Source organism: Aliiglaciecola sp. NS0011-25 (genome assembly GCF_040370605.1).
Classification (GTDB): domain Bacteria; phylum Pseudomonadota; class Gammaproteobacteria; order Enterobacterales; family Alteromonadaceae; genus Aliiglaciecola; species Aliiglaciecola lipolytica_A.
In genome coordinates this window covers 17,251-31,292 of sequence record NZ_BAABWR010000008.1, presented here as the reverse complement: position 1 = coordinate 31,292, position 14,042 = coordinate 17,251, and the positions used below count along the sequence as shown (strand labels likewise).

11 protein-coding genes and 1 tRNA gene are annotated in these 14,042 nt (G+C 41.1%); 5 read left to right on the top strand and 7 right to left on the bottom strand.

What is annotated here, in order from left to right; translation table 11 throughout:
• Positions 1-3: 3 nt before the first annotated feature.
• From ABWV72_RS08460 to ABWV72_RS08435, 6 genes are all read right to left on the bottom strand, one after another.
• On the bottom strand, positions 4-1,647 hold the full coding sequence (locus ABWV72_RS08460) for an ATP-binding protein (protein WP_502902132.1): 1,644 nt from the start codon (positions 1,645-1,647) through the stop codon (positions 4-6).
• Positions 1,648-1,780: 133 nt separating this feature from the next.
• Positions 1,781-2,134: a hypothetical protein gene (locus ABWV72_RS08455; RefSeq protein ID WP_342806615.1), complete on the bottom strand. Its 354-nt coding sequence runs from the start codon at positions 2,132-2,134 to the stop codon at positions 1,781-1,783.
• Positions 2,128-3,546, bottom strand: a complete 1,419-nt coding sequence (glgA, locus tag ABWV72_RS08450) for a glycogen synthase GlgA (RefSeq protein WP_216050454.1) — start codon at positions 3,544-3,546, stop codon at positions 2,128-2,130. Before glgA ends, ABWV72_RS08455 begins: the two co-directional genes overlap by 7 nt.
• 157 nt (positions 3,547-3,703) lie before the next feature.
• Positions 3,704-4,747 (bottom strand): methyltransferase, encoded by a 1,044-nt coding sequence (locus ABWV72_RS08445; RefSeq protein WP_342806617.1) that lies wholly within the window; start codon positions 4,745-4,747, stop codon positions 3,704-3,706.
• The gene (gene trmB, locus ABWV72_RS08440) at positions 4,747-5,466 is read right to left on the bottom strand and encodes a tRNA (guanosine(46)-N7)-methyltransferase TrmB (protein WP_216050452.1); all 720 of its coding nucleotides are present in this window, start codon (positions 5,464-5,466) and stop codon (positions 4,747-4,749) included. Before trmB ends, ABWV72_RS08445 begins: the two co-directional genes overlap by 1 nt.
• A gap of 129 nt (positions 5,467-5,595) precedes the next feature.
• Entirely contained in the window at positions 5,596-6,306 is a 711-nt protein-coding gene (locus ABWV72_RS08435) for an alpha/beta fold hydrolase (protein WP_216050451.1), read from the bottom strand.
• Positions 6,307-6,383: 77 nt separating this feature from the next.
• Between ABWV72_RS08435 and mutY the strand changes: the two genes are divergently transcribed.
• From mutY to ABWV72_RS08420, 3 genes are all read left to right on the top strand, one after another.
• Positions 6,384-7,445: an A/G-specific adenine glycosylase gene (mutY, locus tag ABWV72_RS08430; protein WP_353369949.1), complete on the top strand. Its 1,062-nt coding sequence runs from the start codon at positions 6,384-6,386 to the stop codon at positions 7,443-7,445.
• A gap of 24 nt (positions 7,446-7,469) precedes the next feature.
• Entirely contained in the window at positions 7,470-7,742 is a 273-nt protein-coding gene (locus ABWV72_RS08425; protein WP_216050449.1) for an oxidative damage protection protein, read from the top strand.
• A gap of 176 nt (positions 7,743-7,918) precedes the next feature.
• Positions 7,919-7,994 (top strand) — tRNA-Phe (locus tag ABWV72_RS08420).
• Positions 7,995-8,875: 881 nt separating this feature from the next.
• Here the strand turns inward: ABWV72_RS08420 and ABWV72_RS08415 are convergent.
• Positions 8,876-9,829 (bottom strand): NAD(P)H-dependent flavin oxidoreductase, encoded by a 954-nt coding sequence (locus tag ABWV72_RS08415; protein WP_353369946.1) that lies wholly within the window; start codon positions 9,827-9,829, stop codon positions 8,876-8,878.
• Between the two features lie 555 nt (positions 9,830-10,384).
• Here ABWV72_RS08415 and ABWV72_RS08410 point away from each other — a divergent pair.
• Complete coding sequence (locus ABWV72_RS08410; RefSeq protein WP_353369944.1) at positions 10,385-11,374, top strand: PEP-CTERM sorting domain-containing protein; 990 nt, start codon at positions 10,385-10,387, stop codon at positions 11,372-11,374.
• A gap of 674 nt (positions 11,375-12,048) precedes the next feature.
• A complete protein-coding gene (locus ABWV72_RS08405; RefSeq protein ID WP_502902134.1) occupies positions 12,049-14,040 on the top strand; it encodes a TonB-dependent receptor domain-containing protein in 1,992 nt (663 codons plus the stop codon).
• Positions 14,041-14,042: the final 2 nt, after the last annotated feature.

Below are 14,042 nucleotides of genomic sequence, written 5' to 3'. Positions count from 1 at the left end.
AATTTAAGAACCCTTTGCCAAAGTTTTTGGGTCGATTATTCTCACCGGAAAAAGGATTGTAAATTCAACACCTTTATCTACTTCGCTGGTGATGGTGATAGAACCATTCAGTGCTTGGGTAATTAAGTTGTAGACCAAATGCATTCCCAAACCACTGCCACCTTGTCCACGTTTAGTGGTCACAAATGGATCAAAAATCCGCTTCCTTAGTGGTTCTGGAATGCCTTTGCCATTATCCACATAGCGTATTTTTATTTTATTTTCTGAAACTAAATCAATATATATGTCGATTTTACCTTCATCCATAAATTCAAAGCCATGAGTGATTGAGTTCATCACTAAATTCATAATAATCTGATTAATTGGTCCGGCTTTGGTTTCAATATATAGGTCGTTTGGACAATGAACACTTATTACGTGTTTATATTTTTTAAGTTTAGGGCGCATGGACATCAAAATCTCATCCAGTAATTGCGCAAAGGCAAATACACGATTGCTTTCACTTGATTGATCAACAGCTACTTGTTTAAAGCTGGAGATAAGCTCTGCAGCTCGATTCAAATTGCGATAGATAATGCTCAGGTTTTCTTGTCCCTCAGAAATAAACTTCGAGAGCGTACTGGCTTTTAATGTTTTTGCTTCGAATTCACTTTCAATATGATTAAGCCTATCTAGCATCATTGTTGAGGCTGTTACCCCGAGTCCAATCGGTGTGTTAACTTCATGTGCTACGCCTGCAACCATGTCCCCTAAAGAAGCCATTTTTTCGTTTTGGACCATTTGTCGTTGGAACTGATGAAGTTTTTCTAAGGTTTCAATTAGTTCTTGATTCGCTGCTTTTAAGGCTACAGTTCGCAGTTGCACCTTTTCCTCTAGACTGGCATGCAATTTTCGCTGTTCTTGTTCGGCAAAATCTCGTTCTTTTAGATAGTGCTGAGTACGATCTAGCATATCGTTAAATGCAGACCCAAGAATATCTAGCTCTTTGATGTTGGTACTCTCGGCTCGACCTTTGTAATCTCTTTGTCTGGAAATACGCTGAACTAAAGTGGCTAAATTAATTATTGGGTTTGCCAGTGTTTTTTGTAAACGTAGTGTCAGCAGGTAACAAATTATCAATATAATGAGTAACGCGGCGAAGGTGGTGACAATGGAACTGGAAATCAATTGGTTTAAAATATCTGCCGATACGCGCAAATACACGTAACCGATAATCTTATCGTCTAATTTAATTGGTTTAATAAATTCGAATTTGTTATCTGTTTGAACTGGCGTTTTAAAGTCCTCAATGTGCTTCCACATTGGTGGCGTTCGAGCTTGGTCCGGACGGTTGTAACTGGTGAAGTAAGTGGGATTTTGCCCTTCAACTACTCTGTAAATATGCACAGCTTCAATGAATGTGGCAGCTTTTAATATTTGTAAATTTTCTTCCTCTATTAAATCATCATCAAATTCTAAACTCGAGATTGCATTGTTACTGATAATTTCAGCATAAATGATAACTTGTTGAATGAGTTCATTTTTGTAATTAGTAATTTGATTGATTAATGAAATGCTAGAGGTAACAACAAGCGCCGATGTTGTGATGGCCATTACCACCCAAACAATCAGGGTTTTTAAAGATAAATTTTTTCCGCCTGTTAGCATATAGTTAATCTGCTTCTTATGATGGCAAGTCTGCTGCTAGGGATAATAGTGATATAAATTGTTTAAAAAGAAAACACTTAGGCTCATAAAAGTGGAAAGAATTATAGGCCAAGGGCTAAATATGTGTTTTTCACTATTTTCGAATTATTTCAAGTAAGGTTTTTTCGTCAATATTCAATTTCACAGAGGCTCTGGTTAAAGACACTATCTGGTCTACCTTGCCGGCATCATCAGTAGCGGGTATGCGCAAAGAGTCAAAGTCGGCCATACAAATACACAAAATCTCTCCTTCTTTGATCGCAAACTGCGGTACATCAACAGGCGAGCGTTTGTACAAAATATTCGGGCAAACACTAGTGCGTTCAGGCAGTTGAATGCATTTTTCTGGCAAACTATCTTGTGCATTAACTGAATAGCTAATGCACCAGAGAAGCGACAGAGTCAGTAAAATACTGTTAAAACGACCTGAGGTAATAGTTGTTAGCATGACTGATAAAGCGCCTCATATTCTAAGGCTGCTTGATGCCAAGTAAATCGAGTATTCATACCGCGTAGTTTCATTTCATTAAAGCTATCTGGGTATTCGTAGTAATGCAACAGAGCTCGGTAAATACAACCAAGCAACGCCGAACTGTCTGGGTGTTCAAATACGAAGCCTGTGGCAATATCCGGCTGATGAATAACGTCAATAACCGTATCTTTCAATCCACCCACGGCTCGAACGATAGGCAAGGTGCCATATGCCAAACTATACATTTGATTCAAGCCGCAAGGCTCAAACAAAGAAGGCATTAGGAAGAAATCGCTGCCAGCTTCCAACAAGTGAGCCAATTCAACACTGAATGTCTCAATGAAAATAAATTTGTCTGGATGTATTTGGGCATGTCTATGCAGCACTTCACTTATTGAAGGGTCGCCTGTTCCAACAATTAAAAGTTGTACATTGTGTTGCAATAAATCTTCTAAAATTGGCAGTATATAACCAAAACCCTTTTGTTCGGTTAGACGACAAACCATACCAATTAATGGCACATTAGGTTTTTGTTCGAAGCCAGAGGTTTCCTGCAATTTTCGTTTACATTCGGTTTTCCCTGCTGGGTTATTTACGTCAAAATTCGCAGGAATGTACTTGTCGGTGGCTGGATCCCATTGACTGTAATCACATCCATTTAAAATACCTGACACATCTTTTCTTCGCGCAGTAAATTCATTGTAAAGCATGTGGCTACCTAAGGTAGTTAACAGCTCAACCGCATAATTTGGGCTTACCGTATTAATTTTATCGGCGTAGCGAATCCCAATTCTAAGAAAGTTTAATGCGTCTCCGTCGAGCTGGTTATGTAACTCAGAATGATTGCTTACATAAGGAATTTGATCGATACGATGAGTACCGTGAAAAGCGCCGTTGTGGATGGTTAGAATGCATTTGCTGTGTTCAAAAAAGCCGCTGTTGTCGGTCTTCAAAAAATACGGTGTTAAGGCAGTATGCCAATCGTTACAGTGCACGATGTTAGGCTGGAAATCGATGGCTCGGCTAGTCGCTAAAGCAGCATCAGCAAAAAATGCGAAACGTTGCGCATTGTCGGCAAAAGCGTGATAGCCGTCAGTGTAAAAACCATCCCGATGAAAGTATTCGGGGAAGTCCACAGCAAAAACCGGTACATCTTGAATATGTAATTGACGGACGTTGAATGAATAGGTTTTGTTACCTGAAACAATACCTTGAGAAGCGACTATGGGCGCATCGAACTTATCTGCTAATAGCTTGTAATAGGGCATCACTATGATGACATCATGACCTAGTTTTTTAAGCTCGATTGGCAATGCTTTAGCCACGTCGGCCAAACCACCTGTTTTAGCTAAGTCTTCTACTTCGGATACTACAAAAAGAATCTTCAATATTTATCTCTCCAATTCATAAACTTGAGAATAAAGTAACTATTACTTTAAACTGAGTAGCAGGTTACATGACGACCTGAGTGTCTAGCAAGTGGCACCCAAGAGTAGGTGACCAACTCAGTTACTTAGATAAATGGGTTATATAAATAACTGTATTCTATTTTTGCGCTCTGTAAAGGTTAAATTTAGAAGTTTGTGCCACTGTTGAGACCATTGGCAACGAACCTTTAATTATATCTGGATAGGGTAAAAAGCGATTAGCCACCAACATTAATGTGCCTTTTGGAAGTAACGCGAACTTCACTTCTTTGATAAATTTGTCGGTTACACTATAGTCAGTTTTAATCCCAGTATGAAACGGAGGATTGGTTAATACTGTGTTGAATTTGTGGCTAATTTCAGCCAATCCATTTGAAGCAATAACATTAGCTTTGAGATTATTGGCCGACAAACTTAGTTCGCTACAGTAAGTTGCCAAAGCGCTTACATCACATAGTGTCAGCGTAATCTCAGGATTGATTTTTGCTGCAAAACAACCAATGACCCCCGAACCAGATGCAAAATCTAGTACTTTTCCTGTTAGCTTTTCAGGTAGGTTTTCAATCAAAAGTTGGCTAGCAGGATCGAGTGCACCTGTATTAAAAATCCCAGGTAAAAAGGCAATTTTGCATACTACGTCATTTACCTGAATATCTTTGTATTGAACAAATTTGGTGATGTCAAAACTGTGTTTTTCTTCAATGTAAGCGCAATATAAACTGCAATGGCGAGCCGAATCGATTTTGTTTATTCGTTGGGAAACTTTAGCAAACAATTTATCAGCACTCTTGATGCCGGATTTATTTTCCCCAACCAAAAAGATATTTCCAGATGGTTTGACGCATGCAGCCATATTGGCAATTAACAGGGCGGCGTGCTCTTTCGACTTAGGCATGTAAATCACAGCCCCGTCAAACAACTCACTGTTTGGCTTTTCGGGGTTTTGATTATGGTTTAGCGCAACAGGATAATGTGCAGAAAATAAATGTTTATTATTTTTCGGACATTGTTGAAATACGTCATAAAATTGATGGAAACCAAAAATATTTGGATTATCTAATGCTGAGAAAATGTCTGCTTCAGGAGGGTTAACAAACAGCCACCTACCTTCTGCAAATTGCTCTTTATTACGCACAAGCACTTGGCTTGTGGTCGATAACATTAGTTCACCCTCGCAAACATCAGATCCCAAACGCCGTGTCCTAGGCGATGGCCACGCTGCTCAAACTTTGTCAGTGGTCGGTTATCTGGTCGCGGGACATAATCTTGGCTTTCCGATAAGTTTTTGAAGCCTTCTGCTGATTGCATCACTTCAAGCATGTGCTCTGCATAATTCTCCCAATCGGTTGCCATGTGGAACACACCATCTATTTTCAATTTAGAACGAAGTTTCTGAACAAAATCAGGCTGAATGATGCGACGCTTGTGATGACGTTTTTTGTGCCATGGATCAGGGAAAAACAACTGTAGGCGGTCGATACTTTCATCGGCAATACAATCTGCCAATACTTCTACTGCATCATGCTCGTAAACACGTAAATTAGTTACGTTTTGTTCGTGGGCATCAGCCATACATGTACCTACACCTGGTCTGTGCACCTCAATTCCAATAAAATCTTTGTCTGGTTCATTGGCAGCCATTTCAACCAAAGATTTACCCATACCAAAACCAATTTCCAAAACAACCGGAGCAGCGCGTCCAAATACTTGTGTAAAGTCCAATTTTCCGTCTGCATGGAGTAAACCCATTGTTGGCCAAAACTCTTCAAGGGCTTTAGCTTGGCCCTTAGTCAAACGACCTTCTCGCTTAACAAAGCTACGTACTTTTTGAACGTATACGCCTGCTGCTTCGGCTTCTTCTTGAGTTTTAAACTGGCTCATGCAAATGTTGTCTCTTATCTAAAAATTGTTTTTCTAAAATGGGGCGGCATTTTACCTCAGAATGAATACCTGCACTAGCGCAAACCTAGCATTTAGCCATGCCGTGGTGATTTAATGGGGGAAACCAAGCTAGAATAATAACTTGTGCAAGTGCTTCGCGATTAAATCAGGTTCAGCCAATAGCATCATGTGTCCAGTGCCATTGATGAGATTAAAATCTGCATTGGCTAATGAATTGGCAAAATCTTCAATTGCTTGAGCAGGTGCTACTTGGTCCAATTCTGCTGCTATAAAATGAATCGGAAAGGTACTTGTTTTCAATTTCGGCGATAGGTCAGGCCTTGGCGTCGTTGATTGAACGTGTGCTTTCAATACGCTAGGGCCAAGATCACTTTCCATGTCTTTTACTATCTCAACTAAATCTGCGTTTCTCATTTCAGTTTGAGTGAAAAAGTGTGCAAGTCTGGCTTGGTTCATGGTTACCGATTTTTTGTCATCTATCATTTTTATCAGCATTTTACGCTGCTGAACTTCTTGTGCGCTGAGGCCGTCAGGACAGTAACCAATTAAGGTTAAAGAGGCTACCTTATCTGGGAATTGCAAGGCGGTTAAAGCCGCAATATAGCCGCCCATGGAAAAGCCGACTAAATGAACCTTTTGCTCAAAGCTGTTTATACGGTCACTGCTCAATGCCTGCATTTGTTCTAATGTATCGGCCCACTGCAAAGGCACATAACTACGTTGGGCAAGATTCAGTTTTTTCCATAAAGGGATCCAAATACGCTCATCACACAAAGTTCCAGGAAAAAAAATAGTAGGGGTGGTTATTTCTAGCATCATTAATCTATTTCAATAAAATTCTAGTATGATCATAACAAACCCGATGCGTTAAAACCGCAAAATCAATTCAAGGTATTATGCAAAGTCCAACTACTGACTCGACGTTTAGTCAAAAATTACTGAACTGGTACCATCAAAATGGTAGAAAAGATCTGCCGTGGCAGCAGCAGAAGACCCCCTATCGAGTTTGGGTGTCAGAAATTATGTTGCAGCAAACTCAGGTTAAAACCGTGATTCCTTTTTATCAGCGCTTTATGCAACGCTTCCCCGATGTGATTGCTTTAGCCAACGCGCCTATTGATGATGTGCTGCATCTTTGGACTGGATTAGGATATTACGCTAGAGCCAGAAACCTGCATAAAGCAGCGCAAACATTACGTGACCTTAACGCCGGCGTATTTCCTGAGACACTCGAGGGAATGGTAGCGTTATCGGGTATAGGGCGTTCCACTGCCGGTGCTGTATTGTCCATCGCCAATGGCAAACATGTGAGTATTTTAGATGGCAACGTTAAGCGTGTTCTTACCCGTTATTTTGGAATCCATGGGTGGCCAGGGAGCAAGGCCATTGAACAACAATTATGGGAGTACGCTGATGACCTTACCCCAGCCAAAGATACAGGATTGTATACACAAGCTATTATGGATTTAGGTGCGACTCTATGTACACGGTCTAAACCTAATTGTGATGCTTGCCCTGTGCAAACCACTTGTTTGGCGTTTGCCCAAGGTACACAAGCTGAACTGCCCACTAAAAAGCCTAAAAAAACCACTCCAGTGCGAACCACGGTAATGTTGCTACCTGTTTGGCGAGATCAAGTACTTGTGTATAAACGACCAAGTTCAGGTATTTGGGGAGGCCTATTTGGTTTATATGAAGCTGACACTTTGCAAGACGCCGAATCCAAAGCACAAAGTTTAGCCTTAGGTGATATCCAAATTGAACAACTCGCTCAATTCCGACACACTTTTAGCCACTTCCATCTAGACATCAAACCGCTATTGATGCACCTCAAAAAACCACCCACTTTGAGAGTCGAAGAACAAGAAACCCTTTGGTATGATTTAAATTCACCGCCAAAAGTAGGATTAGCAGCGCCAACCATTAAACTTTTTAGTACACTACGCAAAAATCTTTAATAGAACATTTGGGATACATTGATTATGAGCAGAACGGTTTTTTGTCAAAAACTACAAAAAGATGCCGATGGACTGGACTTTCAACTATATCCGGGGGAATTAGGCAAAAAGATTTATGACAATATTTGCAAAGAAGCTTGGGCAGACTGGCAAAAGAAACAAACCATGCTGATTAATGAAAATAAACTCAATATGATGCAACCCGAAGCGAGAAAGTTTTTAGAAGAGCAAATGGTTGGGTATTTGTTCGAAGGCAAAGAGCCAGATATCGAAGGATACGTTCCACCTTCTGCGTAAAGTAATCTAAAATAATGCTTAAATAGAAGTCGATTTGCTGAGTTTTCGAACAAACAGCGCTTAAAACTAAAAATTTATTAAAAATCGGTTGACTTGATAGCCAAGAATCCGTTTAATACGCACCCACGGCGCTACCAAGTATACTTTTTAGTGTTGTGATTTGACCAAAAGTCAGTGCCTCGATAGCTCAGTTGGTAGAGCAGCGGATTGAAAATCCGCGTGTCCCTGGTTCGATCCCGGGTCGAGGCACCATTTATTCCAAGAGCCCTGCATGAAAATGCGGGGCTTTTTCGTTTTAGGTTGAAATCGAACCAGTGCCACGGGTCGTGTCCCGCTGCTGCGCGTGCGTCTCGATCCCGGGTCGAGGCACCATTTATTCCAAGAGCCCTGCATGAAAATGCGGGGCTTTTTCGTTTTAGGTTGAAATCGAACCAGCGCCACGGCTCGTGTCCCGCTGCTGTGCGTGCGTCTCGATCCCGGGTCGAGGCACCATTTATTCCAAGAGCCCTGCATAAAAATGCGGGGCTTTTTCGTTTTATGTTGAAATGAACCAGTGCCACGGGTCGTGTCCCGCTGCTGCGCATGCGTCTCGATCCCGGGTCGAGGCACCATTTATTTCAAGAGCCCTGAACAGAAATGTTCGGGGCTTTTTCGTTTTGGGATTCAAATCGAACCAGCGCCACGGCTCGTGTCCCGCTGCTGCGCGTGCGTCTCGATCCCGGGTCGAGGCACCATTTATTCCAAGAGCCCTGCATAAAAATGCGGGGCTTTTTCGTTTTAGGTTGAAATGAACCAGTGCAACGGGTCGTGTCCCGCTGCTGCGCGAGCGTCTCGATCCCGGGTCGAGGCACCATTTATTCCAAGAGCCCTGCATGAAAATGCGGGGCTTTTTCGTTTTAGGTTGAAATCGAACCAGTGCCACGGGTCATCAAAGATAGAACATGACAAGCTAGCAAGCTGAGTAACGGTGGAGATTGTTGTTGTGTTTATCAATATGCTTATTTAGTGCGGATGAGCCGCTTTATCAGCTAATCAATGTGAGTAACTTGTTGTTTTATAGAAGCCTACGGGGACTGCGGCTTTTTAAATTATGCGTGCTGACCCCGTTAACAATGATTACCCTCTTTTATGTTTTAATTGCTTTTTACTAAAGCAGCTAAACGGCCTGTGACTTCACCAAACTCAGCAAGAGTTTCATCGAATATTTGTTTAATCGATTTTGTTTCTTTAATGCGCCCTGCAACTTGTCCTGTTAAGGCGATTCCTGCCTCTAGATCGCCACCAAAGTATACCGCTTGTGTGTCTTGGAATTCGCTGAAAATACTTGGTGAACCTTCCTCTAAAATCCGAGTTGAGCGTTTGGTGCGCAGTGCTCTTAACGCTGGTCCTGGACCTTTGCGGTTTAAAAACAGTGTGTCAGTTGAGTCAGCGGCAATAATCGCATCTTTCCAGTTTTGATGAACTGGACTTTCTGTTGCACTTAAGATGCGAGTACCCATAAGAACGCCGTCAGCACCAAGTGCAAAGGCGGCTGCCATACTACGACCGTCCATAATGCCGCCAGCAGCGACTATAGGCACGTTTACCGCTTCACAAACTTGCGGTATCAATACCATGCTAGAAACGTCGTCAGCGTTTTTGAAACCACCCCCTTCACCACCTTCTACAATAAGCCCATCGACTCCAGCTTCTATTGCTTTTAATGCACCCTTCAAATTTGGAACAACGTGAAACACGGTTAAGCCAGCCTCTTTGAGTTTATTTGTGTATTTGGTAGGATCGCCAGCAGATGTGGTAACAAATTTAATGCCTTGATCAATAATAAAGTCGAGAATATTCGGGTCGCGCACAAACGCTTGAGCAATGTTCACTCCAAAGGGTTTATCTGTCAGGTCGCGCATTTTTAAAATTTCTTCTCGAATGGCATCCAATTCACCTGAACTCGTCTCAATAATGCCCATACCGCCTGCATTTGAAACCGCTGATGATAACTGTGAGCGTGCTATCCACCCCATCGCCGCTTGTATGATAGGTTTTTCAATACCGAGCATATCTGTGATGCGTGTTTTGATTACAATATTAGTCATATCTTTCCTCTGAAATGAATCACGAATAGGGTAGTTGGCATTATAGATTTGTAATTGATATTGGTACTTTTTTTCATGAATAGAATACCTAGCTTCTGGCTTATTGATAGTTGACAAGATTGGCTTCAATTATTGTAAAGATAGAATTTGTGGGACAAGTCATGAGCTGGAAATATCAGTGCCAAAAAGCATTAGAAAATATATGCAACCTGAGTTAAATCATAACCTTGCGCTATGATGACCGGTATTTGCTGACGAGTAGAGTAAATCCATTTCTCCACCCGTGATGGTGATTTTACTCTGTCTTATTAATAGTTATCTGGATGTCGCAAATATTTTTTCATTAAACAAATTTTGTCAATTTTTTTTACATATTTCCCTTTATGGGAGGTAATTATTTTTATCTAGGTATTAATAAATTATTGAAATTTCAGTATAAAAAATGAGCTGGTCTAAACTATGCTTGTAGTTAAACTAGGTGCGAAATTGATGTGAGCATCGGAAGCTTCGGTAGGATTGAAGCATTACTGTCAAAATTAAAAAGGAAATCAAACAATGATTAAAACAAAAAAGCTGGCATTAGCAAGCATTACATTAAGTGCGATGTTAGGTGCATCGGCTGCAACGGCCGCTCCTATTTTTATGCAAGGCAATTTCCTCTGGACCCAAGTGTCAGATGATGGCACCTTAGGGAATGAAAGCGACGTACCTGGACTTATCCACGATCCAACAGGAACAGGAACTTTTGATACTGCCCGAGGAGATTATCTTCGCCCGGGGATCCCGTTTGAAGGCTTTGGTATATCGTCTGACCAATTCGGTACTGTAGGTAATAGAAACTCTAGCGGGGATTCGGTAAGCCAAGTATCTATTACTGACCTAGGTGGTGGCGCATTTGACAACCATGTTCGCTGGACGGGTACTGCCGATAATGGTTTCTTCGATATTGTTCATGACTTTTTCTTTGATGATACCGATGAAAACCTGAATATTACGACCACGATTACCGCTATTAATGACATGACTAATCTTGCATTTTCAAGAGCAATTGACCCTGATCCAGATAACTATTCTGGCGGTTCGGCAAGCACAAACAATGAGCGTGGGTTGGACTTAAATAATGATGGCGATTATGATGATGCTGGCGAATTGGCGCAAACTGATTTCATCAGTGCCTCTGGCGTTATAAGCGGTCTAACTATCGGTATGTTTACTGATAGTGATTATGAACATAATACAGGTATAGAGGGTGCGTGTTGTTCACAAATCAACCCTGCCGATTATTTACTCGGTGGTGATTTTGCACCAATAGCATTTGGTTTCGACTCTTCAGGGGATAATGGTATCGGGCTTGGCTTTATGATTGGAGACTTGAATGCAGGGGACTCAGCAACTCTTAATTATTCTTATGTTTTCGGTGATACAGTGGGTACTGTAGATATTCCTGGAGATGACGATCCAACTACCGTTCCAGTTCCAGCAACTATCTTGCTGTTCGGCATTGGCTTAATGGGTATGAGCATGCGTAAGCGTTTTGCGAAATAACATTCGCAAAAAGTTTAAGACCAGTTTAGTGCACCAGTTCTAAGGTATATTCAACTCGGTTATAAGCTGCTATGTATTGCTCGCGTAGATGTATCAATTACCGAGCCAAAGTAATCTCTAATTAAATGCTCCTGGACAGAAATGTTCGGGAGCATTTTTATATTCAAGGTCAAATGCGTGGTCCCGTCACGCCTCCTTTTGTTATTATTTCATACAATCAAAAATTGCATGGTAGGCGAAATCATATAATCCAAGTGATGGGGAGATATCCTTTGTAGCTATTAACCCCTAAGCTAATAAAATTGATTACTGGGCTATTATGCTACCTAACCCTTATAACGATGTTAAACATGCACCGTTTAAACTTGTTACGCAACTTACTTATTGAATAGCAAATCGTTCCTAAAAGGCGCTATTTGCATAGAATTCTTTATAAGGTTATTGAGCTTGCTAAATAAGCTAGTTTGCATATACCTATCCCCTCGACTAATGCCGACTTTAACCAACTTTGAAATCATCTGCAGAATGTAACAAATGTAAAATCGCTATTATTTTTCATAAAAGCTAATGATAATAGTTCTCATTAATATTGAACTGTAATTTATCAAATTCCAAAGGAGCTTTTTTTGAAAACACTAGCGTTGCTGAGCGCCGTTTGCACATTAACAAGTACGATGTCTCATGCTCAAATTCAAACAGACAAAGACAATTCATCTATAGAAAAAATTTCAGTGGTAGGGGCGGCCACTAATTTGAGTATTACGGCGGAAGAAATTGAGCAGTATCAAGCAAACGATCTTGCCGATATATTTCGTTACTCACCCTCAATTAGCGTGGGGGGGGCAGTTGGTGTGGCACAAAAAATTTATATCCGAGGCTTAGAAGATGCGTTTTTAAATGTCACTGTTGATGGTGCTCAACAAACCTCAACCTTGTTCCACCACATTGGTCGAGTAACTATTGATCCTGATTTGCTTCAACAAATCGACGTGCAAGCCGGTGCGGGAGAAGCAACTAGCGGCCCAGGCGCTATTGGCGGTTCTATTCGATTTAAGACCAAAGATGCACACGATTTATTAGCAGAAGATGAAAACTTTGGTGGCCGAATTAAAGCTAACTATTTTTCCAACGATGGTAGACGTTTTAGCGGGAGTCTCTATGGCAAACTTAGTGATAGTTGGGGGTTACTCGGTTATTACAGTACGATTGACCGGGATAATATGGAAGATGGTGATGGTAATGAAATTTATGGCACGGCTGCCGATCAAGACATGCTGTTTTTAAAAGCCAGTGGCGAAATTGCAGAAAATCACTTTTTATCCTTGAGTGTTGAACAACGTGATGAAGAAGGTGAGTTTTCAGCTCGTCCAAACTGGGCTGTTTTAGAAGGCGCAGCACTTTACCCTAGCGAAGCTCAGCGCGACACTTACGTTGCTAATTATCGCTTTGCACACAATGAATTTATCTATCTAGAAGCGACAGCCTTCCAAACTAAGTCATCCTTTCGTGGGGGGCGATTTGATTGGTTAGCGGATATTGATACTTATGGTTTTGATCTTCGCAATACCAGTGAAACAGGCAAACACAAATTTGTTTATGGTGTTGATTATCGAAGTGATGAAGTCACTAGTGGCCCAGCTCAAGGAGCTACCGAAAATGCCGAGGAAGGCAGTGTTTTGGGTATTTATGCCCAAGGCTACAGTGATCTTACCGCGCAATTGTTGCTGAGTTATGGTGTGCGATATGACGATTATGACTTTCAGCAAAAAATATTATTGGACGAATATTACGGTACTCCGATAACTGAAAGCGCCTCTTCTTTAGATGATTCAGAAGTGAGCTTTAATATTGGTCTAGCTTATGAGTTGACCGAATCTTGGACTCTTGGCTTAGGCTATGCGCAAGCCGCTAGAGGTAAGCAAATCGGGGATGGATTTACCATTGACGGTTACTTATATGATGGCTCAGATATTCCAGTCGTTGCCGAGGACTTAGTTCCTGAAACGGTAGAAAATTTGGAAGCCTCAGTGGAATATAGCTCCACTAACCTGAATGCCAAATTCAGTGTATATGATTCGTCATTAGATGATGTTATTTTCGAAGGTTATGAAGGAAATTCAGTATTTAATAATATTGGTACCTTAGAAAGCAGCGGTGTCGAGTTCGATTTGGCCTATCGTTGGAATTCATTTGACTTGTTTCTAGGGTTTTCCCATACACAAACCGAACTTGAACCTAGAGATGGTATATATAGTGAGAGTTATTCTTCTATCGATCTCAATGGCTATGAATTTGTTGGTTTAGGAAATAGTCGAGGCAATACTTGGGTAGCTGGTTTAGATTACGATATCAATACCGATGCCTCAGTTGGCTTCAGTGTGACTAAAGTTGAGTCAATAGACATAGATACGCTGCATCAAGCAGTAGATTTAGGTTGGACAGATTCCCTTTACCGACTTAACAAACCCAGTTATACCACTGTAGATATGTATGCAAATTGGCAACTCAATAATAGTCTTATACTCAATGTTGCGGTCACTAACTTATTTAATGAGCAGTATATTGATCATTCAAGTGTAGGTGATTATAGCGAGGTCTTCGCAACCGTTATTGGCCCTTATGAAGCCGGTAGAGATATAAGAATATCAATATCTTACGATTTTTAACT

Excerpts from the sequence above, each read along its gene's own strand:
- ABWV72_RS08435 (WP_216050451.1), bottom strand. The coding sequence starts at position 6,306 with ATGATGCTAGAAATAACCACCCCTACTATTTTTTTTCCTGGAACTTTG.
- ABWV72_RS08460 (WP_502902132.1), bottom strand. The coding sequence starts at position 1,647 with ATGCTAACAGGCGGAAAAAATTTATCTTTAAAAACCCTGATTGTTTGG.
- ABWV72_RS08415 (WP_353369946.1), bottom strand. The coding sequence starts at position 9,829 with ATGACTAATATTGTAATCAAAACACGCATCACAGATATGCTCGGTATT.
- ABWV72_RS08405 (WP_502902134.1), top strand. The coding sequence starts at position 12,049 with ATGTCTCATGCTCAAATTCAAACAGACAAAGACAATTCATCTATAGAA.
- trmB (WP_216050452.1), bottom strand. The coding sequence starts at position 5,466 with ATGAGCCAGTTTAAAACTCAAGAAGAAGCCGAAGCAGCAGGCGTATAC.
- ABWV72_RS08425 (WP_216050449.1), top strand. The coding sequence starts at position 7,470 with ATGAGCAGAACGGTTTTTTGTCAAAAACTACAAAAAGATGCCGATGGA.
- ABWV72_RS08455 (WP_342806615.1), bottom strand. The coding sequence starts at position 2,134 with ATGCTAACAACTATTACCTCAGGTCGTTTTAACAGTATTTTACTGACT.
- ABWV72_RS08410 (WP_353369944.1), top strand. The coding sequence starts at position 10,385 with ATGATTAAAACAAAAAAGCTGGCATTAGCAAGCATTACATTAAGTGCG.
- ABWV72_RS08445 (WP_342806617.1), bottom strand. The coding sequence starts at position 4,747 with ATGTTATCGACCACAAGCCAAGTGCTTGTGCGTAATAAAGAGCAATTT.
- mutY (WP_353369949.1), top strand. The coding sequence starts at position 6,384 with ATGCAAAGTCCAACTACTGACTCGACGTTTAGTCAAAAATTACTGAAC.